Origin of the sequence: Streptomyces acidiscabies, from assembly GCF_020010905.1 — a bacterium.
Classification (GTDB): Bacteria; Actinomycetota; Actinomycetes; order Streptomycetales; family Streptomycetaceae; genus Streptomyces; species Streptomyces acidiscabies.
The window spans coordinates 3,183,817-3,207,375 of sequence record NZ_JAGJBY010000001.1; the positions used below are offsets into that span (position 1 = coordinate 3,183,817).

Annotated in this window: 22 protein-coding genes and 1 riboswitch; of the genes, 11 read left to right on the top strand and 11 right to left on the bottom strand. The window is 72.6% G+C overall.

Annotated elements, in window-relative coordinates; all coding sequences use genetic code 11:
* Positions 1-30: 30 nt before the first annotated feature.
* A riboswitch (cobalamin riboswitch) is annotated at positions 31-171 on the bottom strand.
* A 148-nt stretch (positions 172-319) separates the two neighbouring features.
* Both J8M50_RS14805 and J8M50_RS14810 read right to left on the bottom strand, forming a co-directional pair.
* A complete protein-coding gene (locus J8M50_RS14805; protein ID WP_010355580.1) occupies positions 320-541 on the bottom strand; it encodes a hypothetical protein in 222 nt (73 codons plus the stop codon).
* 20 nt (positions 542-561) lie between these two features.
* On the bottom strand, positions 562-1,773 hold the full coding sequence (locus J8M50_RS14810) for an inorganic phosphate transporter (RefSeq protein WP_010355581.1): 1,212 nt from the start codon (positions 1,771-1,773) through the stop codon (positions 562-564).
* A gap of 129 nt (positions 1,774-1,902) precedes the next feature.
* Between J8M50_RS14810 and J8M50_RS14815 the strand changes: the two genes are divergently transcribed.
* The 3 genes from J8M50_RS14815 (at position 1,903) to J8M50_RS14825 (ending at position 5,501) form a co-directional block, all read left to right on the top strand.
* The gene (locus J8M50_RS14815) at positions 1,903-2,571 is read left to right on the top strand and encodes a class II aldolase/adducin family protein (protein WP_010355583.1); all 669 of its coding nucleotides are present in this window, start codon (positions 1,903-1,905) and stop codon (positions 2,569-2,571) included.
* A 127-nt stretch (positions 2,572-2,698) separates the two neighbouring features.
* Entirely contained in the window at positions 2,699-3,817 is a 1,119-nt protein-coding gene (locus J8M50_RS14820) for an alpha/beta hydrolase (protein WP_029184121.1), read from the top strand.
* Positions 3,818-4,028: 211 nt separating this feature from the next.
* Positions 4,029-5,501 carry a hypothetical protein gene (locus J8M50_RS14825; protein ID WP_167545697.1) on the top strand — a complete coding sequence of 491 codons (1,473 nt, stop codon included), beginning with the start codon at positions 4,029-4,031 and terminating at the stop codon, positions 5,499-5,501.
* Positions 5,502-5,555: 54 nt separating this feature from the next.
* Here J8M50_RS14825 and J8M50_RS14830 read toward each other — a convergent pair whose 3' ends face one another.
* Both J8M50_RS14830 and ypfJ read right to left on the bottom strand, forming a co-directional pair.
* Complete coding sequence (locus J8M50_RS14830) at positions 5,556-5,969, bottom strand: VOC family protein (protein WP_040837098.1); 414 nt, start codon at positions 5,967-5,969, stop codon at positions 5,556-5,558.
* A gap of 117 nt (positions 5,970-6,086) precedes the next feature.
* The gene (gene ypfJ, locus J8M50_RS14835; RefSeq protein WP_010355595.1) at positions 6,087-6,977 is read right to left on the bottom strand and encodes a KPN_02809 family neutral zinc metallopeptidase; all 891 of its coding nucleotides are present in this window, start codon (positions 6,975-6,977) and stop codon (positions 6,087-6,089) included.
* 189 nt (positions 6,978-7,166) lie between these two features.
* On the opposite strand from ypfJ, the gene J8M50_RS14840 reads away from it, so the two are divergent.
* The 3 genes from J8M50_RS14840 to J8M50_RS14850 all read left to right on the top strand — a co-directional run bounded on the left by J8M50_RS14840 (position 7,167) and on the right by J8M50_RS14850 (position 10,242).
* Positions 7,167-8,765, top strand: a complete 1,599-nt coding sequence (locus J8M50_RS14840) for an ABC-F family ATP-binding cassette domain-containing protein (protein WP_010355596.1) — start codon at positions 7,167-7,169, stop codon at positions 8,763-8,765.
* A gap of 345 nt (positions 8,766-9,110) precedes the next feature.
* Positions 9,111-9,332 carry a helix-turn-helix domain-containing protein gene (locus J8M50_RS14845; protein ID WP_010355597.1) on the top strand — a complete coding sequence of 74 codons (222 nt, stop codon included), beginning with the start codon at positions 9,111-9,113 and terminating at the stop codon, positions 9,330-9,332.
* A gap of 118 nt (positions 9,333-9,450) precedes the next feature.
* Complete coding sequence (locus tag J8M50_RS14850) at positions 9,451-10,242, top strand: enoyl-CoA hydratase/isomerase family protein (protein WP_010355599.1); 792 nt, start codon at positions 9,451-9,453, stop codon at positions 10,240-10,242.
* Positions 10,243-10,287: 45 nt separating this feature from the next.
* On the opposite strand, the gene J8M50_RS14855 is transcribed toward J8M50_RS14850, so the two are convergent.
* A complete protein-coding gene (locus tag J8M50_RS14855; protein ID WP_010355601.1) occupies positions 10,288-10,956 on the bottom strand; it encodes a hypothetical protein in 669 nt (222 codons plus the stop codon).
* Between the two features lie 94 nt (positions 10,957-11,050).
* On the opposite strand from J8M50_RS14855, the gene J8M50_RS14860 reads away from it, so the two are divergent.
* The 5 genes from J8M50_RS14860 to amaP are packed head-to-tail and all read left to right on the top strand — an operon-like array spanning position 11,051 to position 13,266.
* Positions 11,051-11,515, top strand: a complete 465-nt coding sequence (locus tag J8M50_RS14860; RefSeq protein ID WP_010355602.1) for an Asp23/Gls24 family envelope stress response protein — start codon at positions 11,051-11,053, stop codon at positions 11,513-11,515.
* Between the two features lie 16 nt (positions 11,516-11,531).
* Positions 11,532-11,717: a hypothetical protein gene (locus J8M50_RS14865; protein ID WP_029184122.1), complete on the top strand. Its 186-nt coding sequence runs from the start codon at positions 11,532-11,534 to the stop codon at positions 11,715-11,717.
* Positions 11,714-12,058 (top strand): hypothetical protein, encoded by a 345-nt coding sequence (locus tag J8M50_RS14870; RefSeq protein ID WP_010355604.1) that lies wholly within the window; start codon positions 11,714-11,716, stop codon positions 12,056-12,058. Before J8M50_RS14865 ends, J8M50_RS14870 begins: the two co-directional genes overlap by 4 nt.
* Positions 12,055-12,681, top strand: coding sequence for a DUF6286 domain-containing protein (locus J8M50_RS14875; protein WP_010355605.1), 627 nt, complete (start codon positions 12,055-12,057; stop codon positions 12,679-12,681). Before J8M50_RS14870 ends, J8M50_RS14875 begins: the two co-directional genes overlap by 4 nt.
* 6 nt (positions 12,682-12,687) lie before the next feature.
* The gene (gene amaP / locus J8M50_RS14880) at positions 12,688-13,266 is read left to right on the top strand and encodes an alkaline shock response membrane anchor protein AmaP (protein WP_010355606.1); all 579 of its coding nucleotides are present in this window, start codon (positions 12,688-12,690) and stop codon (positions 13,264-13,266) included.
* 4 nt (positions 13,267-13,270) lie between these two features.
* Here the strand turns inward: amaP and J8M50_RS14885 are convergent, their stop codons facing one another.
* From J8M50_RS14885 to J8M50_RS14910, 6 genes are all read right to left on the bottom strand, one after another.
* Positions 13,271-14,026, bottom strand: coding sequence for an SDR family oxidoreductase (locus J8M50_RS14885; RefSeq protein ID WP_010355608.1), 756 nt, complete (start codon positions 14,024-14,026; stop codon positions 13,271-13,273).
* 5 nt (positions 14,027-14,031) lie between these two features.
* Positions 14,032-15,813: a glycoside hydrolase family 15 protein gene (locus tag J8M50_RS14890; protein WP_010355609.1), complete on the bottom strand. Its 1,782-nt coding sequence runs from the start codon at positions 15,811-15,813 to the stop codon at positions 14,032-14,034.
* Between the two features lie 55 nt (positions 15,814-15,868).
* Complete coding sequence (locus J8M50_RS14895) at positions 15,869-16,666, bottom strand: SURF1 family cytochrome oxidase biogenesis protein (protein WP_010355610.1); 798 nt, start codon at positions 16,664-16,666, stop codon at positions 15,869-15,871.
* A 57-nt stretch (positions 16,667-16,723) separates the two neighbouring features.
* Complete coding sequence (locus tag J8M50_RS14900) at positions 16,724-17,713, bottom strand: DEDDh family exonuclease (protein ID WP_010355611.1); 990 nt, start codon at positions 17,711-17,713, stop codon at positions 16,724-16,726.
* Between the two features lie 41 nt (positions 17,714-17,754).
* Entirely contained in the window at positions 17,755-20,343 is a 2,589-nt protein-coding gene (locus tag J8M50_RS14905; RefSeq protein WP_010355612.1) for an MXAN_6230/SCO0854 family RING domain-containing protein, read from the bottom strand.
* A 149-nt stretch (positions 20,344-20,492) separates the two neighbouring features.
* Positions 20,493-23,522, bottom strand: coding sequence for an NACHT domain-containing protein (locus tag J8M50_RS14910; protein WP_010355613.1), 3,030 nt, complete (start codon positions 23,520-23,522; stop codon positions 20,493-20,495).
* Positions 23,523-23,559: the final 37 nt, after the last annotated feature.

Consider the following 23,559-nt stretch of genomic DNA (forward strand, 5'->3'; position numbering starts at 1 on the left):
TGTCCTCACTCAGGGTGTCCACGCCCTGGTTCGACGAGACCGGCGGTGGGAGTTCCTGGCTCCCGGGGATGACTACCCCGGTCACAGTGGCGGGACCGCGCCGGATTCGCACCGGACTTCCTCCTGAGCCGCCGTACATGGCCCTGGCAGTCCACCACGGGCCTCAAACAGCCGTCAACTCACCGTTGACCTGCGAGAGCGGAGTGTGCAGAACCCCACACGGCCCCACACGTGACCCGGCCCACGCCCGCGCACGAAACCCCGCACGGCCGAAGCCGCACGGGGTTGTGCAAACGGTTGCTGCCGGTTTCCGGCGGGCTCAGGCGACGATCAGGCTGATGCCGTACGCCACAGCCCCCAGGCACGCCGCGAAACACGCGTACGCCCCCGTCACCGCGAGCGCCGCCGAACCCCCGCCGGCCTGGGCGCGTTCGTGGCGGGAGAGGCCCATCACGCCCAGCGTGAAGAGGGTCACGATCCCGACGGTGACCACGAGGCTGACACCGAAGACGGAGCCGAGTGCGGACCAGTCGATCTTCATGGTTGCGGTGTCCTTCGGGGTCAGACGGTCGCGGCCGGGGGAGCGGCCGGGTCGGTGGTGGCGGTCGCCGGGGAGGGGATGACGACCTTGATGTCGGCGGCACCGGTCTCCGGCGCGGAACTGACGGCGTCGTCCGTGTCGTTCACGTTGTTGTGGTCCACGACCTCACGCCGCGAGACCTTCCAGATCGCGGCGCTCGACGCGACGAGGAACACCGCGACGGCGGCCGTACCCCAGTCGCCCAGGTCCGTGACCGACTCCGCGAGCGCCCCGACCAGCGCGGCGGCCGGCAGCGTCAGCCCCCACGCGACGAACATCCGCGTGGCGGTGGACCACCGCACGACCCCGCCCTTGCGGCCGAGCCCCGCGCCCATCACGGACCCGGAGACCGCGTGCGTGGTGGAGAGGGAGAAGCCGAGGTGCGACGACGCGAGGATGACCGTCGCGGCGGACGTCTGCGCCGCGAACCCCTGGCGCGGCTGGAGGTCGGTGAGGCCCTTGCCCATCGTGCGGATGATGCGCCAGCCGCCCAGGTACGTGCCGAGCGCGATCGCGAGACCGGCGGAGAGGATGACCCAGGTGGGCGGGTCCGAGTCGGGCGCGAGCGAGCCGCCCGCGACGAGCGCCAACGTGATGATGCCCATCGTCTTCTGCGCGTCGTTCGTGCCGTGCGCCAGCGAGACGAGCCCGGCCGAGGCGATCTGCCCGAACCGGTAACCCTTTTCTGCCGCGTTTCCGTCGGCCTTCTTCGCCAGGGTGTACGACAGCCGCGTCGCCAGCATCGCGGCGACCCCGGCGACGATCGGCGCGGCCACTGCGGGAATCAGCACCTTCGTGACCAGTACGTCGCCGTGCACCGCGCCGGTCCCGGCCGAGGCCAGCGTCGCGCCGATCAGGCCGCCCATCAGGGCGTGCGAGGAGCTGGAGGGGAGGCCGACCAGCCAGGTCAGCAGGTTCCAGAGGATCGCGCCGACCAGCGCCGCGAAGATCACCTCGGGTCGTATACCGCTTTCGTCGACAAGTCCCTTGGAGATCGTGTTCGCGACCTCCACGGAGAGGAACGCCCCCACCAGGTTCAGTGCGGCGGACATGGCCACCGCCACCTTGGGTCGCAGTGCGCCGGTCGAGATGGTGGTGGCCATCGCGTTGGCTGTGTCGTGGAAACCGTTCGTGAAATCGAACGCGAGAGCGGTTACTACCACTATCGCGAGGATCAGCGAGAAGCTTTCCATTTACCCAGACAATCGTTCGTAGTAATCGGCAGGTTGAAGGTAGGTAACCTGGATGAACGGAAGATGAACTGGACAGGGCTTCGCGGTGTCACTGTGGGCATGACTCCGACACCTGGCAGGATCACCCGTATGGCTGAGCAGAGGCGCCCGCGTCCCGAAGAGGCCGCGGCATGGGAGTCCTTGATCGTGACGGCACGCCGCACGGTCACCGACGGACTCGTGGTGGGCACATCGGGAAACGTCTCGGTCCGGCTCGCAGACGTGGTCCTGATCACACCGACAGGCGTTCCGTACGACCGGCTGGGGCCCCAGGACGTCACGGGCGTCGCCCTCGACGGCACCCAGGTCCTCGGCACGCTCCGGCCGACCAGCGAACTCCCCATGCACCTCGCGGTCTACCGCGCGACCGACGCCGGAGCCGTCGTCCACACCCACGCCGTCCACGCGACGGCCGTCTCCACCCTCGTCCCCGAACTCCCGGCGGTCCACTACATGACGGGGGCCCTGGGCGGCCCGGTCCGGGTGGCCCCCTACGCGACGTACGGCACCGAGCAGCTCGCCGACCACATCCTCACGGCCCTCCAGGACCGCACGGCCTGCCTCCTCCAGAACCACGGCACCCTCGCGTACGCCCCCACCCTCGACCGCGCTTTCACCGACACGGCCCAGCTCGAATGGATGTGCCACCTCTGGCTGACGGCGGCCTCGGTCCCGGGCCACACCCCGAGCCTGCTGACCCCGGACCAGGTGAGGGAGGCGGGCGACAAGCTGAAGGGGTACGGGCAGGGGACGGCCTGAGGGGGCACGCCGTCGGCGGGGGACCGGCCGAACACACGCCCCCAGCGGCCGTACGAAAGCCCCGCCGAGCCCCCGGTCCGGCCCCGCACCACTGGCCGCCCCCGCGAACCACCCGGACACTGGACCCGTGCGCCCAGTCAAAGCGACGGCCGTCGCCGTCTCCGCAGTAGTGGCCGCCGGCGCGGCGAGCGTCGCCGCGGGCCGGATGGCGAGCGACACGGCGCTGAAGGCGCCGCCGGGCCGGCCCCTGCCGACCGAACCCAAGCTCACGGTCCATGCCACCGCCGCCGGCCAGATCACGCTCACCCGCGACCTCGCCGCCCTCAGACCCGGCACGTACGGCATCACCGGCGCGGACGTCCACGCGGTGATCGGCCCGGTCCTGCCGAACGCCCCGCACGACGCCGACGCGGTCGTCCGCCGCCTGGAACGCGTCTCGTACGGCACGCTCAGCCCCGGCACGGCCGTACGCCTCACCCCGGCCCTGCACGTCGGCGACCCGACGACGGCCCTCGGCCTGACCCACACGGACGTCCGTGTCCCCGGCGAACTCGGCACGCTGCCCGCCTGGTTCGTGCCCGGCGCGCGCCGCACCTGGGTGATCGCCGTGCACGGCCTCGGCGCGGGCCGCGAACACGCCCTGAACGTCCTGGGGTTCCTGCACCGCCGCCGCTTCCCGACCCTGGTCCCCGCCTACCGGGGCGACGAGGGCGCGCCGCGCCCGCCGGACGGCCTCAACCACCTCGGTACGACGGAGTGGCGGGACGTCGACGCGGCGATCCGCTACGCCCTCGCGCACGGCGCCGACCGCGTGATCCTGTACGGCTGGTCGACCGGCGCGGCGATGGCCCTGCGCGCGGCCACCCGCTCCGGCCTCGCCGACCGGGTCTCCGGCCTGGTCCTCGACTCCCCGCTCCTCGACTGGCAGACGGCCCTGCGCTCGCTCGCCGCCGCCCGCCGCACCCCGGGCGCCCTGCTCCCGCTGGCGGTCCGCGCGGCGCTGGGCCGCCTCGGCAACGGGGCGGAGCCCCCGGACGACGTCACGCTCCCCGGCGTCCCCACGCTGATCGTCCACGGCCCCGGCGACACGGTCGCCCCCTGGGACCTCTCCCGCCGCCTCGCCGCGCGGGCGCCCGCGCTCACGACCCTCCACGAGGTCCGCGACGCCCCGCACGGCGCGATGTGGAACGCGGACCCGGCGGCGTACGAGGAGACCCTGCGGAGGTTCTTGACGCCGCTGATGTGAACGGCGCCGAGGAGGAGCCGGCCGAACCCGAGCCCCGCCGGTGTGAGTCCCGGCACATCCGCCCGCCCCGGTAGCGGGGGTTCCGCTTGGTCCCGTCCCCGTCCCGAGCACCCTCTCCGTCCCCTCTCCGCACCCCGTGCGTTGGCCAGTCCCGTAGCCCCCCGTGACATTCCGTTTGGGTTTTCGGACCGTCAACCGGAAGACTGCACCCGTGACGTCCCGTATCCCGCGCGACTCCAGGCTTCGACTCGTCCGCCCGCGACCCCTGGCCGCCGCCCCCTCAGCTGTGAACCAGCGGCGCCCGCGCCGCGCCGCGCCCCGCCCCCCGGAAGGCACACCGGCCCCGGCGGAACTGGCCAGAATGGCTCGCTCGGGCCTGGCCGCCGCCGCCCGCGTGGCCCGCTGGGCGGACAACGCCCTCGGCCCCGGCAAGGACGCCGCGACCATCGACGGCAGGGCGACCCTCTCCGAGGCGACCGCGCGGCGCGCGGCGAGCGACCTCGGCCTGAGCGTCGACCAGGTCCGCGCCGACTGGGACACCGCGAGGCTCGCCGGCCTCATCGAGGTGCACGGCGCGAGCGCGCGCCCCGGCTGGCGGCTGCGCGCCTGGAACCGCGACGACAGCGCGGTGCTCCGCGGCTGGGTGGCCCTCTTCGACGCCTGGTCCCTCGCGGTCCCCGAACCCCCCGACGAGGAACCCGCCACGGTCGCCGAGGTCGTCTCGGCGATGCCGCAGGTCCTCTCCTTCCTCCAGCTCTCCGCCGGGCCGGTCCCCGTCGAACAGCTCCTCGACCTCCTCGCCCAACGCGTCACCGAACTCCGCACGGAACGCTGCGAGATCCCGTACGCCGCGGGGGCGGACGGGGACGAGGGGTTCACCGGGACGACGACGGAGACCGGCACGGAACTCGCCACGCCCACGGGAGCCGCCGGCCTCACCACAGCCGCCGGTCCCACCCCCGTCGAACTCGCCCCCCTCCTCGACTGGGCCCTCCACGCGCTGGCCACCGTAGGCGCGCTCACCGGCGGTGCCGGGCAGCCGACCCTCACCCCCCTGGGCAGCTGGGCGACCTGGGTCAAGCTGGAGCAGATCTGCGTGGCCGCGCAGAGCCCCGCCGGGAACATCGAGCAGGCCGCCGAGGACATGCTCCGAGGCTGCGCCCAACTCCGCCCGAACGCGGCCCGCTCCGAGTACCGCGCCTGGCTCGCGGCCCGCACGGTCGGCAGCGCGGTCACGGAACTCCTGGTCGCGGCGCGCGGCGAGGACGCCCTCCTGCGGGGCCTGGCCTTCGAGGCGCTGCGCGTCGTCGGCGCCCCGGCCGAGCCGGACGTCCGCGCGGTCGTCGACGAACCCGCCCTGCGCCCGTACGCCCTGCTGTGGCTCGCGGAGCACGACGGCGTCGACCCGGAGGACGCGCACGAGGTCCTCACGCGCGAGGAGGCGACCTGGCTGTGGGTGGACACGGCCGCCGCCGTCGCCGACCACGGCGAGGCCCCGATGCTGGTCCGCCACCTCGAATCGGCGCTCCAGCCGACCGTCCCCGCGCTCCTGAACGAGGTCCGCGCGGTCGGCCACCCCCGCACCGTCCAGGTCCTCGTGGCCCTCGCCGCCGCCCACCCGGACCCGGCCCTCGCGAAGGCCGTCCGCAGAGCGGCCTTCCAGGTCCACACCGGAGGCAGCTGACCACCTCGCAGGGGGCGCCCCACCGCCCCCGGCATCCCCCACAGCCTCTTCATCTCACCCCCTGACCTCCGGCGCGTACGTCCCGAACGACCACACGTTCCCCTCCAGGTCCCGCGCCATGTAGTCCCGCGCCCCGTAGTCCTGGTCCGTCGGCGGCATCAGGATCTCCGCGCCCTGCTCCACCGCCCGCCGGTGATGCGCGTCCACGTCGTCCACGACGACGTACGTCCCCGTCGGCCCGGCCCCCTTCATCACCGTGTCGAAGACTCCGCCCCGCCCCTTGGAGCCGAGCATCACGACCCCGTTCCCGTACACCAGCTCGGCGTGGAGGATCACCCCGCCCTCGCCCTCGTACACCGTCAGCTCCGTGAAGCCGAAGGCCTCCGTGAGCTGCCGGATCGCCGCCTTCGCGTCGCCGTACAGCACCGTCGGGCAGATGCTCGGACGCCCGCTCGCCGCTCCCGCCATGCCGACCACTCCCTGACCGATCCCTGGGGATTCCTGCCGGAAAATCACCTGTCGCCCAGTCTGGCACCCGCCACTGACAACGGCCCTGGAAACCCCGCAACAGCCGGCCGGACCGGCTCACCGGAAGGTGTCGCACCGCTCCATGTCACCGCTGCGGAACCCGGTGTCGAACCACTGCTGCCGCTGCGCCGCCGACCCGTGCGTCCACGACTCCGGCGTGACCCGCCCCTGGAACCGCTCCTGGATCCGGTCGTCCCCGACGGAGGCCGCCGCGTCGAGGCCGTCGCGGATGTCGGCGTCGTCGAGGTTCGTCAGCAGGGGCCGCCCGGTCGCCGGGTCGTTCGTGGTGGTGGCGTGCCGCGCCCAGACACCGCCGTAGCAGTCGGCCTGGAGTTCCACCCGCACCGCGTTGCTGTTCGCGCCGGTACGGCCGTCCTGCGCGCGCTTGAGGGTGCCCAGGAGGTCCTGGACGTGGTGGCCGTACTCGTGCGCGACGACGTACGCCTGCGCGAAGGACCCGCCGCTCGCCCCGAACTTCGTGCGCAGCTCGTCGAAGAAGCCGAGGTCGAGGTAGACCTTGCGGTCGCCGGGGCAGTAGAACGGCCCGACGGCAGCCGTCGCGGCGCCGCACGCCGTGTTGACGCGCCCGCTGAACAGGACCGTCGACGACGGCGTGTACGTCCCGCCGCGCCGCCGGAACTCCTGGCTCCAGTAGTCCTGCACGCTGTTGACGACGGCCACGATCCGGCAGTCGTCCTTCGTGTTCGCGTCCCGCCCGGTCCGGCAGGTCTGCTGCACCTGGGCCAGCGAGGAGGCGGATGTGGTCGGCTCGTCGCTCCCCGAGGAGAGCCCGAGCTGGTCGGGGCCGACGCCGAGGAACAGCGCCAGCAGGAGCGCGATCACCCCGGCGATCCCGCCGCCCACGGTGGCCCGCCCGCCCGGGATCCGGCTCCCGCGCACGTCCTGCACCTCGGAGGTGTCCAGCGGCGCGTCGTCGTCGAACTGCATGCGCCCAGCGTGCCGCGCGATCGGCGCCCCCGCCCCCGCAGCTCACCCGGACGGCCCAGCGCCCGCGGCAGCGAAACTCCTTGCGGGCCCCCGTTAGACTGGCCTCATGGCCATTCTCCTCGCGCATTAGACGACGGGATCGTCCGCACACCCTCGTCCAGTCACCCGAACACGCCTTGGAGTCTGTCCGTGATCTCCGCCTCCGGTATCGAACTGCGCGCAGGCGCCCGCATCCTCATCGAGAGCGCCACCTTCCGCGTCGCCAAGGGCGACCGCATCGGCCTCGTCGGCCGCAACGGCGCCGGCAAGACGACCCTGACGAAGGTCCTGGCCGGCGAGGGCCAGCCCGCCGCGGGCCAGGTCGCCCGCTCCGGCGAGGTCGGCTACCTCCCCCAGGACCCCCGCACCGGCGACCTCGACGTCCTCGCCAGCGACCGCATCCTCTCCGCGCGCGGGCTCGACGTACTGATCCGCAAGATGCGCGACAACGAACAGCGCATCGCGAACGGCAGCGGCGCCACCCGTGAGAAGGCGCTCAGGCAGTACGAGCGCCAGGAGACCGAGTTCCTCACCAAGGGCGGGTACGCCGCCGAGGCGGAGGCCGCGACGATCGCCGCCGCGCTGAACCTCCCCGACCGCGTGCTCGGCCAGCCCCTGCACACGCTCTCCGGCGGTCAGCGCCGCCGCGTGGAGCTGGCCCGCATCCTGTTCTCCGACGCGGACACGCTCCTGCTCGACGAGCCCACGAACCACCTCGACGCCGACTCGATCATCTGGCTGCGGGACTACCTGAAGACCTACCGGGGCGGCTTCATCGTCATCTCCCACGACGTGGACCTGGTCGAGACGGTCGTCAACAAGGTGTTCTACCTGGACGCCAACCGCGCCCAGATCGACGTCTACAACATGGGCTGGAAGCTCTACCAGCAGCAGCGCGAGGCCGACGAGAAGCGCCGCAAGCGCGAGCGGCAGAACGCCGAGAAGAAGGCCGCCGCCCTGCACTCGCAGGCCGACAAGATGCGCGCCAAGGCCACCAAGACGGTCGCCGCGCAGAACATGGCCAAGCGCGCCGACCGGCTCCTCGCGGGCCTGGACGCGGTCCGCGTCTCCGACAAGGTCGCCAAGCTCCGCTTCCCGGAACCGGCGCCCTGCGGCAAGACCCCGCTGATGGCGGAGGGCCTGTCGAAGTCGTACGGCTCCCTGGAGATCTTCACGGACGTCGACCTCGCCATCGACAAGGGCTCCCGCGTCGTCATCCTCGGCCTCAACGGCGCGGGCAAGACGACCCTGCTGCGCCTCCTCGGCGGCGTCGAGACACCCGACACGGGCGAGGTCCGGCCCGGTCACGGCCTCAAGCTCGGCTACTACGCGCAGGAGCACGAGACGCTCGACCCGGAGCGCACGGTCCTGGAGAACATGCGCTCCTCCGCGCCCGACCTCGACCTCGTGGAGGTCCGCAAGACGCTCGGCTCGTTCCTGTTCTCCGGGGACGACGTCGACAAGCCCGCGGGCGTCCTGTCCGGCGGCGAGAAGACCCGGCTCGCGCTCGCGACCCTCGTCGTCTCCTCGGCGAACGTCCTGCTGCTCGACGAGCCCACCAACAACCTCGACCCGGCCTCCCGCGAGGAGATCCTCGGCGCGCTGCGCACCTACAAGGGCGCCGTCGTCCTCGTCACCCACGACGAGGGCGCGGTGGAGGCGCTCCAGCCCGAGCGGATCATCCTGCTGCCCGACGGCGTCGAGGACCTGTGGGGCGCGGACTACGCGGATCTGGTCGCCCTGGCCTGATCGAATGGATGATCCACTGAGTATGGATCATTCGGCCTACCGGTGATCCATCATCTGTGTGAGATCTCCTCGTATCGAGGTGTGTCCGTTCCGCTTTTCCCGGCCGGCCCCTTTGTCGACAACCATCGACAGGGGGTCGGCCTTCGTGTCTCTCTGACCTGCGTGTTCACGCAAAGTGGCGTTCGACGGGGCGGACACGGCCGTTCGGAATGTCATCTTCCGTTTGTGGAGACGTGCTCCTGTCGTCAAAACCCTCACCCACGGACCTTGCCGAATGGGTGGCCAGGATCGCCGGGAGGGGTGATCATGAGGGGACCAGAGCGCACTTCCCATGAGGAGGCACGGGTGGCCGAGACTCTGAAGAAGGGCAGCCGGGTGACCGGCGCCGCGCGCGACAAGCTCGCGGCAGACCTGAAGAAAAAGTACGACTCCGGTGCGAGTATCCGAGCGCTGGCCGAAGAGACCGGCCGCTCGTATGGCTTCGTCCACCGGATGCTCAGCGAGTCGGGCGTCACGCTCCGTGGGCGTGGCGGCGCGACGAGGGGCAAGAAGGCCGCCACGTCCTGACGTCGGGCGGCCCATCGTTCCTCGATGGTGGCCACCCGGTCGGCGCACAGATCGACCGGGTGGTTACTGTGCAGTCACTTAGCTGTACTCAGGTGACCGCACCCATCGGAGGCGCCCCATGGCTTCGCTCGCACCGGCACTGGACAAGGACGGCGTACGGCTCACCGTCGAGGACGCGCTCGCGACGGTGACGCTGACCAACCCGGCCAAGCGCAATGCGCAGAGCCCCGCGATGTGGCGGGCGCTCGCCGAGGCCGGGCGGTCACTGCCGGGCTCTGTCCGTGTCGTCGTGCTGCGCGGTGAGGGCAGGTCCTTCTCCGCCGGACTCGACCGGCAGATGTTCACGCCCGAGGGCATCGAGGGCGAACCGTCCTTCGTGGATCTCGCACGCCGTGGCGACGCCGAACTCGACGCCGCCATCGCCGAGTTCCAGGAGGGCTTCACCTGGTGGCGGCGCAGCGACGTCGTGTCCGTCGCCGCCGTCCAGGGCCATGCCATCGGCGCGGGCTTCCAGCTCGCGCTCGCCTGTGACCTGCGCGTCGTCGCCGACGACGTGCAGTTCGCGATGCGCGAGACCAGCCTGGGCCTGGTCCCCGACCTCACGGGCACGCACCCGCTGGTCTCCCTGGTGGGCTACGGCCGCGCGGCAGAAATCTGCCTGACGGGCCGCTACGTCCACGCCGAGGAGGCCGTCCGCATCGGCCTGGCCAACACGGCCGTCCCCGCCGCGGACCTGGACACGGCCGTCAAGGACCTCACGACGGCCCTCCTCGCGGCCCCCCGGGACGCCGTCGTGGAGACGAAGGCACTCCTCCAGGGCGCGGCTGGCCGTACGTACGACGACCAGCGCGCAGCGGAACGCGCAGCGCAGGCCCGCCGTCTCAGGGACTTGGCGGGGCTGGGGGAGTAAGGGCGGGGGCCGGGGGGCGTACGACGAACCGGTGCCGGCAGCGGCTCACCCCACGGCGACCACCAGCACCGCCGCCGTCGGGCTCCCCGGCACCCGCTGCGCCGCCGTGCGGGCCTCTCGCGCCACGTCCAGCGTCCGCAGGTCCGCGCGTACGGCGATCTCCACGCGCGCGTGCGTGCGCGGGAGCGCGTTCGTCCCGGCCCGCTCCTCCAGGCGCACGGTGCCGCCCAGCACCCCCGGCACCCCGGCCAGTGCGTCCGGCACGGTCCCCCGCCACGGCCGGAGCGGCTCCGGCTCGTCCGGGGGGTCCTCCGGGAGGACCAGGCCCGTCACCCGCAGGTCGATCTCCGTGACGACGAGGCCGAGGCGCTCCGCCGACGCCGCCGCGAGGGCGGCCCGCAGACGGGCGGCCGAGTTCGGCAACGGCTCCGTCGGCCGGGCGGAGAACTCCGCGGTCATCTTCAGGGGGCCCGGCGGGAGGGCCGTCGGGGGCGGCGGTACGGCGGGGGTGTGCGCGTTCTCGGGGTCGGCGAGCGTCAGCCGCAGGGGGCCGAGACGCGCGCCCTCCACGTTGCCCGCCACCGCCCGCGCGAGGACCGTCTCCGCGACGCTCTCCGCGATCCAGCAGCCGTCCCGAGGACCGCCGAGGGGAAGGAACCTGCCGAGTCCGAGCTGCTGCCGGACCGTCTGACGCCAGTGCTGCTCCGCAGTCATTCCACCAGCCTGCCGCATCCCCGGGGCGCTATGGGGCAACCGCGCTTACGGTTGGTTTGGTCGAAGGACACCGGCCGGAAGGGACGTACGGATCATGACCGACACCACACAGAACTCCGCCGCCGAGACCGATCAGACGGTGCGCAAGACCGTGAAACGCGGGGGTGGCGACCCCGCGACCAGGGGACGGACGACGATCGCCGACGGCGTCGTGGAGAAGATCGCGGGGCTCGCCGCGCGGGACGTCGTCGGTGTGCACGCCATGGGCAGCGGGCTCAGCCGCACCTTCGGCGCCGTGCGCGACCGCGTCCCCGGCAGCTCCAAGTCCGTCTCGCGCGGCGTGAAGGCCGAGGTCGGCGAGGTGCAGACCGCGCTGGACCTGGAGATCGTCGTCGACTACGGCGTCTCCATCGCGGATGTCGCGCGGGCCGTCCGCGAGAACGTGATCGCCGCCGTCGAGCGGATGACCGGCCTTGAGGTCGTCGAGGTCAACATCGCCGTCAGCGACGTCAAGCTGCCCGATGAAGAGGACGACGAGCCGGAACCCCGGATCCAGTGACGCGAAGGGACGACATATGAGCAGGGCCGTGATCGGCATGATCGCCGGCATGGCGCTGGGCTTCGCCGGGTACTTCGGCGGGTTCGGCGCGTTCCTCCTGGTGGCCGCCCTCGGCGCCATCGGGTTCGTCGTCGGCCGGTTCCTCGAAGGGGACCTGGAGATCGGCGACTTCCTGCGCTCGCGCGACGACCGGCGCCGATGACGTCCACCGTCGCGGCGGGGGAGCGCGGGGCGACGCGGATCGCCGACCGGGTGGTCGCGAAGATCGCCTCCCAGGCGGCCCGCGAGGCCCTCGGCCCCCTCCCGCCCGGCGCGGCGCCCCCGCACGCCATGGTGGTTGTCTCGCACGACCACGCGCGCGTACGCGTGGTCCTCGAACTCGACTACCCCACCGATATCGGAGCACGTTGCCGCGCGGTGCGTCGAAACGTGGTCGAGCGGGTACGCGCGTTGGTGGGAATGGACGTGCCGGACGTCACCGTCACGATCGAACGGCTCCACCCGACGGTGGTCCCCGGCGAGGCACAGGGGAGGACGCGATGAGCGAACCCCAGGGCAGCGAAGGCACGACCCAGCGGCTGCCGGTGATCCTGGACAAGGAACCGGAGCCGGAAGCGGCGGCAGGCGTACGCCGCTTCTGGTCCGCCCGCCGGGCACCGGCCGCCCTGACGGCCGTCCTCGTCCTCGCCGTGGCCGGTGTCTTCCTGTACGACATCGCCGCCGTCCGCGCCGGTCACCCGGCCATGCGCTGGCGCCGCGAACTCGCCCACCAACTCGCCGCGCGCCCCCTGGACGACACCTGGGTCCGCACCGGCGCGGGCGTCGCCGTCGCCCTCGGGCTGCTGGCCCTGCTGCTCGCGGTGACCCCGGGCCACCGCGACGTCCTGCCGATGCGCCCGACCCACCCCGACGTACGCGCGGGCCTGCACCGCGACGCCGCCGCGCTCGTCCTGCGGGACCGGGCGATGGAGGTGTCCGGCGTCCAGTCCGTCCACGTACGGATGGGACGGCGCCGTATCGACGTCCGTACGGTGTCCCACTTCCGCGACCTCGACGAGGTACGCGCGGATCTGGAGGCCACGCTCACGGCGGCGCTGGACGGCCTCGGACTGGCCCACCCTCCGGCGCTGTCGATCCATGTCCGCCGGCCCGCGAAGAAGGGGTGACCCCCGATGCTCCGCACCGTCAACCGTGTCCTGCTCGGCCTCGCCGGGCTGGCCCTGCTCGCCCTCGGCGGCTCGGTCCTCGCGATCGGGCTGGGCGCGGACCTGCCCACCTGGTGGCTCCACGGCGACCGCCACGACGCCCTCCTGACGGCCTCCCAGCGCACCCGCTGGCGCGACGAGGGCTGGTGGTGGCCGACGGTCATCGGGGGCCTCGCCCTGATCGTCCTGCTGGCCCTGTGGTGGCTGACGGCGAACCTCCGACGCCGCCGCCTGGGCGAGGTCCTGATCAACACCGGCGACGGCGAATCGGCGATCCTCAGGGGCAGCGCGCTGGAGAACGTCCTGGCCACGGAGACGGCCCACCTGGACGGCGTCTCTCACGCGCGCGTACACCTGACGGGCCGCCGCGACGCCCCGGAAACGCAGGTCCACCTGAGGGTGGAACCGCACGCGTCTCCGGGGGAGGCGCTGAGGAACTTCATCACGCACTCCCTGGCGCGCGCGAGGGACTCGGCGGCGCTGAAGGCGCTACCGGCGGAGGTACGGATGAGGGCGATGAAGCACAAGGCGGAACGGGTCAGCTGACGGGTCAGAATCCGTGACGCATCCCGCCGTCCACCGGGACCATGATCCCCGTCAGGTACGAGGCGGCCGGTGACAGCAGAAACGCTCCTGTCCGCCCGAACTCCTCCGGCCGCCCATACCGCCGCAACGGAATCCGCGCCTCGTTCGCAACCCGAGTAGCCTCCGGATCCGCCGACAACCCGTCCAGCTCGCGCACACGATCCGTATCGATCCGAGCCGGCAACAACCCCACGACCCGAATCCCCCGAGGCCCCAACTCGTCCGCCAACGACTTCGCGAACCCGGCAAGACCGGGCCGCAGCCCGTTGGAGATCGTCAGCCCGGGGATCGGCTCGTGCACGGACCCCGACAGCACGAACCCGATCACACCCCCCTCGTCCAGCTCGGCGGCAGCCGCCCGCGCGAGCCGTACCGCACCGAGGAAGACGGACTGGAACGCGGCCTCCCACTGCTCGTCCGTGTTGTCGGCGACGAACCCGGGCGGCGGCCCACCCACGCTGATGAGCACCCCGTCGAACCCGCCGAACGCCTCGCGCGCACGGGCGATGAGCCGCTCAGGCGCCCGCGCGTCCGCGTTGTCGACGGCGACCCCCACCGCACCCTCGCCCAGCCCGCGCGCCGCCTCCGCGACCCGCTCCTCGTCCCGCCCGGAGACGACCACCTTCGCCCCGTCCGCCAGCAGCTCGCGCGCGACCGCGTTGCCGAGTCCGCGCGTGGCCCCGGTGACGACGTACACCCGGTCCTTCAGTCCAAGATCCATGGCCCCTATCCTGCCTCCCCGTCCCCGAACAGGGCGAGGGCGGAGCTGACGAGCCCGATGTGGCTGAACGCCTGCGGGAAGTTGCCGAGCTGGCGCCCACTGGCGGGGTCGTACTCCTCGGCGAGCAGCCCGACGTCGTTGACGAGCCCGGCGAGCCGTTCGAAGAGGGCGAGCGCCTCCTTGCGGCGGCCGGTCAGGTGCAGCGCGTCGACGAGCCAGAACGAGCAGACCAGGAAGGTCCCTTCGGAGCCGGGCAGCCCGTCGACGGTCGTGCCGTCGGTGCTGTAGCGCCGCAGCAGCCCGTCGTGGCCGAGTTCCGCGCGCACCGCGTCGACGGTGCCGATCACGCGCGGATCGTCGCCGGGCAGGAACCCCACGCGCGGGATCAGCAACAGCGCGGCGTCGAGTTCGGCGGACCCGTACGACTGCGTGAACGTGCCCCGTTCGGCGTCGTACCCGCGCTCGCACACCTCCGCGTGCACGGCGCTGCGCAGCTCGCGCCAGCCGTCGAGGTCGCCGCGCAGATGCGGGTGCGTCTCCAGCGCGCGCACGGCGCGGTCGGCGGCGACCCACACCATCACCTTGGAGTGCGTGAACTGGCGCCGCCCGCCCCGCACTTCCCACAGCCCCTCGTCGGGCTGGCGCCAGTTGTCGCGCAGCCACTCCATCAGCGCGCGCTGGAGCGCCCACACGTGCGGGCGCGCGGGCAGCCCCGCGTCCCGCGCGAGCGCGAGGGAGTCCATGACCTCGCCGTACACGTCGAGCTGGAGCTGGTCGACGGCGCCGTTGCCGATGCGTACGGGGCGCGAGTTCTCGTAGCCGGACAGCCACGGCAACTCCAGTTCCGGCAGCCGACGTTCGCCCGCCACGCCGTACATGATCTGGAGGTCGGCCGGGTCGCCGGCGACCGCGCGCAGGAGCCAGCGGTGCCAGGAGCGGGCCTCCTCGTGGTAGCCGGCGGACAGCAGCGCGCCCAGGGTGAGCGTCGAGTCGCGCAGCCAGCAGTGCCGGTAGTCCCAGTTGCGTACGCCGCCCAGCTCCTCCGGCAGCGAGGTGGTGGGCGCGGCGACGATCCCGCCCGTCGGCGCGTACGTCAGCGCCTTCAGCGTGATCAGGGAACGCCGCACGACGGCCTCGTACGGCCCCTTGTAGCGGCAGTGGGCCGACCAGGCGCCCCAGTCCTCCAGCGACGCCTCCAGGGCCTCGTAGGGGTCCACCCGGGCCGGCTGCGGTTCGTGCGACGGGTGCCAGGTCAGCACGAACGCGACCTTCTCGCCCTCGGCGACCTCGAACTCCGCGTGCGTACCGAAGTCCTCGCCCCACGTCCGCACCGGCGGCTCGCTGCGCAGCCACGCCGAGTCGGGGCCCGCGACGGCGACCCGGTGGCCGTCCGAGCGGCGCATCCACGGCACGATCGACCCGTAGTCGAACCGCAGCCGCAGCGTGCTGCGTACGGTGACCTTGCCGCGCAGCCCCTCCACGATCCGTACGAGGTCGGGCGCCTTGTCCCGCTGGGGCATCAGGTCGGTGACCCGGACGGCGCCGTCCCCGGTCTCCCACTCGGTGTCCAGGACGAGGGTGTCGCCCCGGTACGACCGGCGGGTGCACGGACCGGTCACCCCTTTGGGCGCGATCCTCCAGTGGCCGTTCTCCTCGTCGCCCAGCAGGCGCGCGAAGCAGGCGGCCGAGTCGAAGCGGGGCAGGCAGAGCCAGTCGACGGAGCCGTCCCGGCCGACCAGCGCGGCGGTCTGTTCGTCGCCGACGACGGCGTAGTCCTCGATGCGCATGGAGGTCCGGGTTCCCGCAGAAGGGCACCGGCAATCAGACACGCGCCCGCGCGAGCTACACGGTCGCCGGTTCCGCCTTCTCGGGCTCGTCCGCCGTCTGCTCCCGCTCCGCGCGGTCGCGCCGTTCGCGGCGGACCAGGACGAACCAGCCGAAGGGGACGGCAGCGGCGAACAGCCACCACTGGATGGCATACGCGTAGTTCAGGGCCGCGTTCTCGTCGCCCGGCTTGCCGATCGGCTCGGGGGTGTCGCCCTTGGGCTCCGGGTCCGTCAGGACCAGGTAGCCGCCGAGCACCTGGGCGTTCAGGCGGTGCGCCTCCTCGCCGCTGCTGATCAGCATGATCTGCCGGTCGGGCAGGCCCTTGAGGTTCTTGATGCCGCTCGCCGCGGTCGTCTCGTCGGGCATCAGCCGCCCGGTGACGGTGACCTGGCCCGCAGGGGGCGCCGGGATCTTCGGGAACGCCGTCTGGCTGGGCCCGTCCGCGGGGATCCAGCCCCGGTTGACCAGCACGACCTTGCCGTCCGTCAGCACGAGCGGCGTCAGCACGTGGAAGCCGACCTCGTCGTCCGCGTTCACCCTGCGGCGGACGACGACCTCGCGCGCGGCGTCGAAGCGGCCGACCGCCGTGACCGAGTGGTAGCGCTCGGCGCGGGTGACCTCGTGCCCCGGGGACGTCAGCTTCTCGACCGGCACCGGGTCCGCGTGCAGGGCGCTCGCCACCAGCTCGTTGCGCGCGTGCCGCATCTCGTAGCGGTGCATCTGCCAGATGCCCAGCCGGATCATCGTAGGGATGAGGACGAGGGCGACCAGCGTGAGGATCACCCACTGCCGGGACAACAGGAAGCGGTACACCCCACGACCGTACAACCCGCTCCGCGCGCGGGCCCCGGCAGGGTCGGACGCGGCCGGCTACGAGCCGTCGGCCGCCGCCACGTCCCGCAGGAGCTGGCCGAAGGCCGCCTCGTCGACGACCGGCGTGCCGAACTGGCGGGCCTTGAGGACCTTCGAGGTGCCCGAGTCGGGGTCGTTGGTCACCAGGAGGCTGGTGAGCCGGGAGATGCTCGTGGAGACGTGCAGCCCGGCTTCCACCGCGCGGTCCTCCAGGAGGTCACGCTCGGTCGACGTGTCGCCGGAGAACGCGATCCGCATCCCCTGCTTGAGCGGCTTGCCGTCCTCGAAGCGGCCGGGGTTCGGGTAGGGGCAGGCGGGCCGCTTGCGAGACGGCCGCCAGGTCGACTGCTGCTGGTAGCCGCCGCTCTGCCGGCCGATCCGCGGCGTCGCGGGCCGGTCCTGCCACTCCGTCAGCGGCCGGCACTCGTGCAGCGGCAGCCGCACCCCGCGCGCGGCTGCGTCCCGCAGGCTCGGCCGGAACGCCTCCGCCAGCACGCGCGCGTCGTCCAGCGCGTGGTGCGCGCGCTGCTGGACGACGCCGAAGTGCGCGGCCAGCGTCTCCAGCTTGTGGTTCGGCAGCGGGAGCCCCAGCTCCTTGCTCAGCACGATCGTGCACAGCCGCTGCCTGACGGGCGCCTGCTGCTCCGCGCGCGCGTACTCGCGGGCGATCATCTGCCAGTCGAACACCGCGTTGTGCGCGACGAGTACGCGCCCGTCCAGCCGCCGCGAGAACTCCTCGGCGACCTCGGCGAAGAGCGGCGCCCCTTCGAGCACGTCACTCGTCAGCCCGTGGATCCACACCGGCCCCGGATCGCGCTCCGGGTTCACCAGCGTGTACCAGTGGTCCTCGACCTCCCCGCGCGCGTCCAGCCGGTAGACCGCCGCGGACACTATCCGGTCGTCCCGCGCGAGCCCGGTGGTCTCGACGTCGACCACGGCGTACCCCTGGGGGTATGTGTCAGGCCAGCCTGTGGGTGACGGGGTGGTGAGCATGCGGTCTTCGAGCATGGTTCACGAGGATACGGGGCGACACCGACAGCCCTGCCCCATCACCCCAGTGCGGCCACCAGGTCCCCCGCCGCCAGCGGCGTCAGCCCCGCCCCGTCGACCGGGCCCGGCAGCAGCCGGTACACCTCGCCGCTCGCCCCCTCGGGCGCCACCCCGCCGTGCACGAGGCCGAGCAACACCCGCTTCTTCGCGGCGAGTTCGGACGCCGCAGCGTCCGCGTCACCGACCGGCTCCTGACGGTCGGGCGCGTCCAGCACGCGTACGCGCGCGGCGAACGCCGTGGCCGATTCACCGTCACCGCACCGGTAGTGCCACAGCTCGTCGAGCGCCCCCGGCACCGGCGCCCGCCGGATCACCGCCACCTCCCGCGCACGCGCGCAGGCATGCCACACCGTCAGGTCCCACAGCGTCGACCGCCCCGACGCGAAGTACTGGTGCAGATCCCGGCCCGCCCGCGCGAGAGCCGTCGAGTGCCGGCCCACGCTGTGCAGTCCCTCGGACCCCGACAGGTGCAGATCGACCCACAGGAACGTCCGCTCTTTGAGGTCCACCAGCATCGGGACGTGGATCCGCGAGTCCCCGGCCAGGTCGTACCGCTGGCGCACGGTCCGCGGGTCGTACGCCGCGTCGCGGGCTTCGCCGTCAGACGTCGGGAGGGTCATGAACCCGGCGAAGGCGTCCAGGAGCTTCTCGAAGGGGATGTTGTTGAAGCTGAACACCACCGGCAGCGCGTACCGCACGCCGTGCGCCCTCAGCGCGCTCAGGTCCAGGTCGACGTACTCCGTCGCGCCGTCCGGCGCCGGAGCCGACGTCAGATCGCCGGAGTGCACCGCCCAGCGCTCGCCGTGGACCAGGTTCGTGTAGTCGCACAGGCCGACCTGCTCCCACCCCTCGTCGAACAGGGCGACCGACAGATCGAGGTCCACGCGCGTGCGCGCGGGCTCCGTCCAGTGCAGGAACAGCCGCAGGACCTCACCGCGCGGCAGCGGCTGCGTGCTCCCGCGCGGCACCGACACCAGCGCCTTCGCGTCCGCCCGCTCCGCCGCCGGCACGGCGAGCCCGGCCAGCGCCGAGTCCACCACCGCCAGCTCCACGCGCGGGGCCGACGCGAGGCGCCGTACCGCCTCCGCCTCCAGCAGCGCGCACACCGCCTCCGTCACGGCACCGGCGAGCGGCGGGCGCGTGTCGTCGACCGTGTACGCGTGCGTGACCTGGCCGCGCGGGAAGAACACCCGGCGCGCGGCCGGGAGGTGACGGACCCTCAGGCGCCCCAGGGCCGCCAGCAGGGGCGCCGGGCCCGCCTGGGGGAGAGCGGCGCGCAGGACGTCCGCGAAGTCGTCCGGGAGCGTCCGGAGGTCGTCCAGGCGCAGGACGTGGTCCAGGCGGCGGAGCAGCTCGCCGGGGCGCTCGGCGAGGAGGTCCAGGGCCGCGCGGGTGTGTTTTCCGGCCAGCGCTTCCTCCACGCGCGCGTGCCAGGTCGCCGCTCTCACGCGCGTGCCGTCGATCCGGACCTCGTGGGGGTGGGCGGCTGCCGTGCGGAGGACTTCCTCGCCGAGTTCCCCTGTCATCGGCGTGCCCCGCAGGACCGCGAAGGCGAGGGTCGTCCTGGGGTGCCGGGTGTGGTGTTCGAAGGGGTGCAGCGTTTCGGCCGCGCGCTTCCACGCGGTCGGGTGGCGCAGGACGTCCTCGACCAGGCGAGGGCAGCGCTCCAGGGCGGTGAGCAGGCGCCGGCGTATCCCGCGCGGGAGCGAGCGCATTCTCGGCGGCTCGACCAGGTCCGCGTCTCCGCCGGACCACACGCACAGGAGCCGCAACACGTCCGTAGCGGTCGTCAGATGCGCGTCCAGCAGCGGCAGGACGTCCTCACGGCGGCTCTGTACGGCCAGCAGACGGCCCAGCACCAGCGCCTTGGTCTCCCGGACCGGCACGTCCGCCGGGAACCACTCCACGCCCCCTGGAGCGTGCTCCAGCAGCACGCCGAGATCCGCCCGGTCGCGGGGCGGGAGCGGGGTGCGGCGGGCCAGGAGGGTGCGCAGGGCTGTGACGGCGTCCGCGCGCGCGTCCCTGCCCAGCGCGAGCAGCTTGAGCGGGCCTACGGCTGTGCCGTCATGCCGGGTCCGTCGGGGAGTCGGTCTTAGGAACGGGTCCTTGGTGTCGATCCTGCGGTGGCAGAGCGGGCAGCCCGCGTAGTCGGCGCCGTCCCAGCACTCGCGGCACACCAGGTGCGCGCACGGGGACACCGGGTGCACGCTCGCCACCGTCGCGCACAGGACGCAGGGCTGTTCCGGCCACTGGAGGAGCAGCGTGAAGACACGGTCCACCCAGAGCGCCTCGGTGTCGTCCGGCACGGACGCCGGGAAGCTCCGGAACAGCGGCATGTGCGTGCGGTCCGCGCCGAGTTCGTCATCTATGTACGCGATCAACTCCCGCCCCGCGCTCGCCAGTCCGGCCGGTCCCAGCCAGGCGAGGGCCTCCCTCAGCTGCCTGTTCGGCGCGAAACCCCGGTCCAGCAACTCGGCTTCCAGAGCTGTCATGCCGCCTGCCGTCGAGGGATCACCCGGGCGCGGGCCCGGCTGGTCGACGTAGACGGTACGGAGGCGGCGCAGCAGGACGGAGGCGAGTTCGCTCAAGAGGGGTCCCCCGGGAAGGTGAGGTGAGAGGCGGGGGCGGAGAGGGGGTGCGCTAGGAACTTTTCAGGAGTGAGAAGGAAGCACACCGGGGAGCCGCCCCCGTGGGGATGACGGTAGGGGGTGGGGTGGGGGAGGGCTACTGGTTTTTGTCAGTCTGCGATCAGGCGGGATACGGGGATGAGGTCGGTGCCGATGGTCCCCCGGCAGAGGTAGAGGTGGATGTCCACATGGTCGAGGGGGGCCAGCGGGGCGATGTCGAGTTGGTAGAAGCCGGAGAACTCGACGAGTTTCAGGCGGGGCAGTTCGGCGAGGGCCGCGAGGTTCTCGACCCGCGTGACGGCGGAGAGGTAGATCTTGGTCAGGTCCTGGTACGGCGTCAGCTCGGCGAAGTCGACCAGGCCTACGTCCATGAGCTGCACCGACCTCAGTGGCGAGAACACCCTGCGCGCCAGGAAGTCCCGCCACTGGCGCTCACCGGTGAGGGCGAGCCAGTCGAGACAGGTCATGGCCTCGATTCCGTCGAGGTCGGTGGTGCCCGCTCCCCCGAAGAGGCCCAGACCGGTGAGCCGGGGTGCGAAGGCCAGCCGGTCCAGGCGAGCCTGGGGTGCCGGGAAGTCGAAGACCAGGTGCTGGAGTTCGGGGAGGTCCGCCAAGGGGGTCAGGGAGAACGGGCGGAAGGGGTCGTACAGGTAGACGTGGGTCAGCGGGGAGCCGGCGAGGGAGTTGAGGTCGGCGACGCGCGTGCAGTGGTTCACGGAGAGCCGCCGCAGCTGTGGGAACTCCTTGAGGCGTGAGAAGCCGTCGACCCTGCTGTTGCGGAACATGCCGAGGAACTCCAGCGCGGGGAGGCGTACGGCCGCCTCGGGGATGCCGTGGTCGCCGATCAGGTTCAGCCCGGTGAGCTGGGGGAGGCGAGGGAGCAGCGCCAACTCCTCGGCCCTGCGCACGTTCAGGATCTCCTCGGGGGCGACGGTCCCTTCGAGGACCGCCTCGAAATACCGGACGGCGTCGAACGCCTGCCAGGCGTACCCGAGAGCAGTCCGTACGGCGAGGCGCTCGTCCTTCCGGAACCGGGCGATCACCCCCAACGCGGCATCCCCGCCGACCAGTTGAGCCGTCCGCACCACGGCAGCCGCTTCCCTCGCCGCCAATCCTTCGGGTCCCGGCAGCAACTCCAGGGCCAGCTGGCCCACTCCGGCCAGTGAGTCCGACTGCTCGTCCGATCGAGGCGGCATCAACACGCCGGTCCGCGCCTCCACTTCCTCCCGCACCTCGGGGCCCAGCTCCGGCGCGTGATCGAGACTCGCCGCCGCCAGCAGCACCAGCCGGTCCCGGTGCCGCCGTACCTTGCCCGCCTCCCGCAGCAACTTCCGCAGAATCAGGCCCCGTTCATCCACCCGCGCATGCCCCACCGCCATGCACACCACATCACCCCACTGATCGTCATGCGCGTTCTTCACCAACAACCCGAAGTCCCGCGCCTCAACCGCAGCCTTCGCCCCCAAGTAGTCCTGGAACGTCCGATGGACGAAGTCCACATACCCCGGCGTAGGCTCGCGCAGCAGCCCCGTCCGGATCAGCAGGTGCGTGAACACCTGCCCCGCATCCCCCTGCGCCCGCACCTGCGGCATCGCCTCCAGCCACCCCCCGACCAGCCCCACCGCCTCCTCCCGGGCGATCTCCACCTGCCCGTTGCGGATCATCCAGTACGCCAGCCGCTGGAGCAGGACGGTCTGTTCCTCCCGGGACAGCGAAACCCCCTCCACGGCCCCGATCTCCCGCTCGGAGTCCCGCCGCACGAGCAGCATGTCGAGCGCGGCGTCGTACAACTCCTTGCGCGCGCGGGGAAGTTGCATACGCCGGTCCCGGTTGAGGGCACACAGCAGCGCGCACGTCAGGGGGTTCGTGGCCAGCCGCCCCAGATCTCGCCGAGTCGCCACCGCCTCCCCGAGCCCCGCCTCGTACCGATCGAGCTGCACCGCCTCCCCAGGACACTCCTCCCGAGCCGCGTTGTGCCAGTGCCGCACGAAAGAACGGATGTCGTCCCGCTCCATCGGCAGCAGCGTGTGCGCGGTGAACCCCTGCGGCGCGAGCCAGTCCTCGGGAACGGCGGAGGGCCGGGTCGTGACGAGGTACCGCGCGCGGGGGAACGCGGTCACCAGGGACCGCAGCCATTTCTCCGTACGGTCCCGCAACCGCACCGGCACCTCATCGACCCCGTCGACGAGAACCACCGCCCGCCCGCTCTCCAACAGCCCCTCGACCCACCCCTCGGGCGCCCGCAACGGCACCCCGGCCGCGCTCAGAAAGTCCGCCGGCATCGGCAGCGCGTCCGGCGAGTGGAACGACCGCAGCCGCAGCACGAACGGCACGAGCCGGTTCCACCCCTCCAACTCCCGCCCGAAGCTCCGCCGGGCGGCATTCAGCGCGACCCACTGCAACAACGTCGACTTCCCGGACCCGGCGGGCCCGCGCACCAGCAGCCGCTCACCGCCCGCGAGCGCGTGCTCGACCCGCACGGAAGCCGGCGCGCTCTCGTACCGCCACCGCTCCCGCTCCCCGCTCACCGAGAGACTCAAGTACGCGGTGTCGAGCGGCCACTCCGCCCGATGCCGGCCCCCCAGCGTCACCCCGAACAGCTCCACGCGCGCCTGCGCCTCGGCGACGTACCGCCCGTACCGCTCCTCGAAGGCATCGACGACCGGCACATCCCGCTCCCGCAGCAACTCCCCGCTGCGCCGCGTCTGTTCGACCGCCGCCCGCGCGACGAACGACGGCTCGGCGGTGAGCTGCTCGACGAGGTGGACGCAGCACAGGCCCAGCAACTCCCCGTACAGATCCCGCGCCCCCTCGGAGAGATCGGCGACGGGACGGCGCAACTCGGCGGCGAGGCGCGCGGGTTGGAGGTCGACGGCGAAGAGGCGGTCGGCCGTCAGCTCACCGGCCCCGGCGAACGTGTCCTGCACAGCGGCGACGGCAGCCAGCCGCTCATGCTCCGGCAGACCCCCGTACGCGGCCTCGATCCGCCCGCCCAGCACCCGCGCGAGCCGCTCGGGGCTCGCCGGCTTCGGCAGCGGACGCACCGGCTTCGCCACCAGCCCCGCCCCCGGCCTCGGCGTGAGCAGCGCCTTCACGACCGTCACCGCCAGCCGCGCCACCACACTCTCGATCCCCTGCATCCGCGGGCCCCCTCCTGCCTGCCTCCCAAGCGTAGGG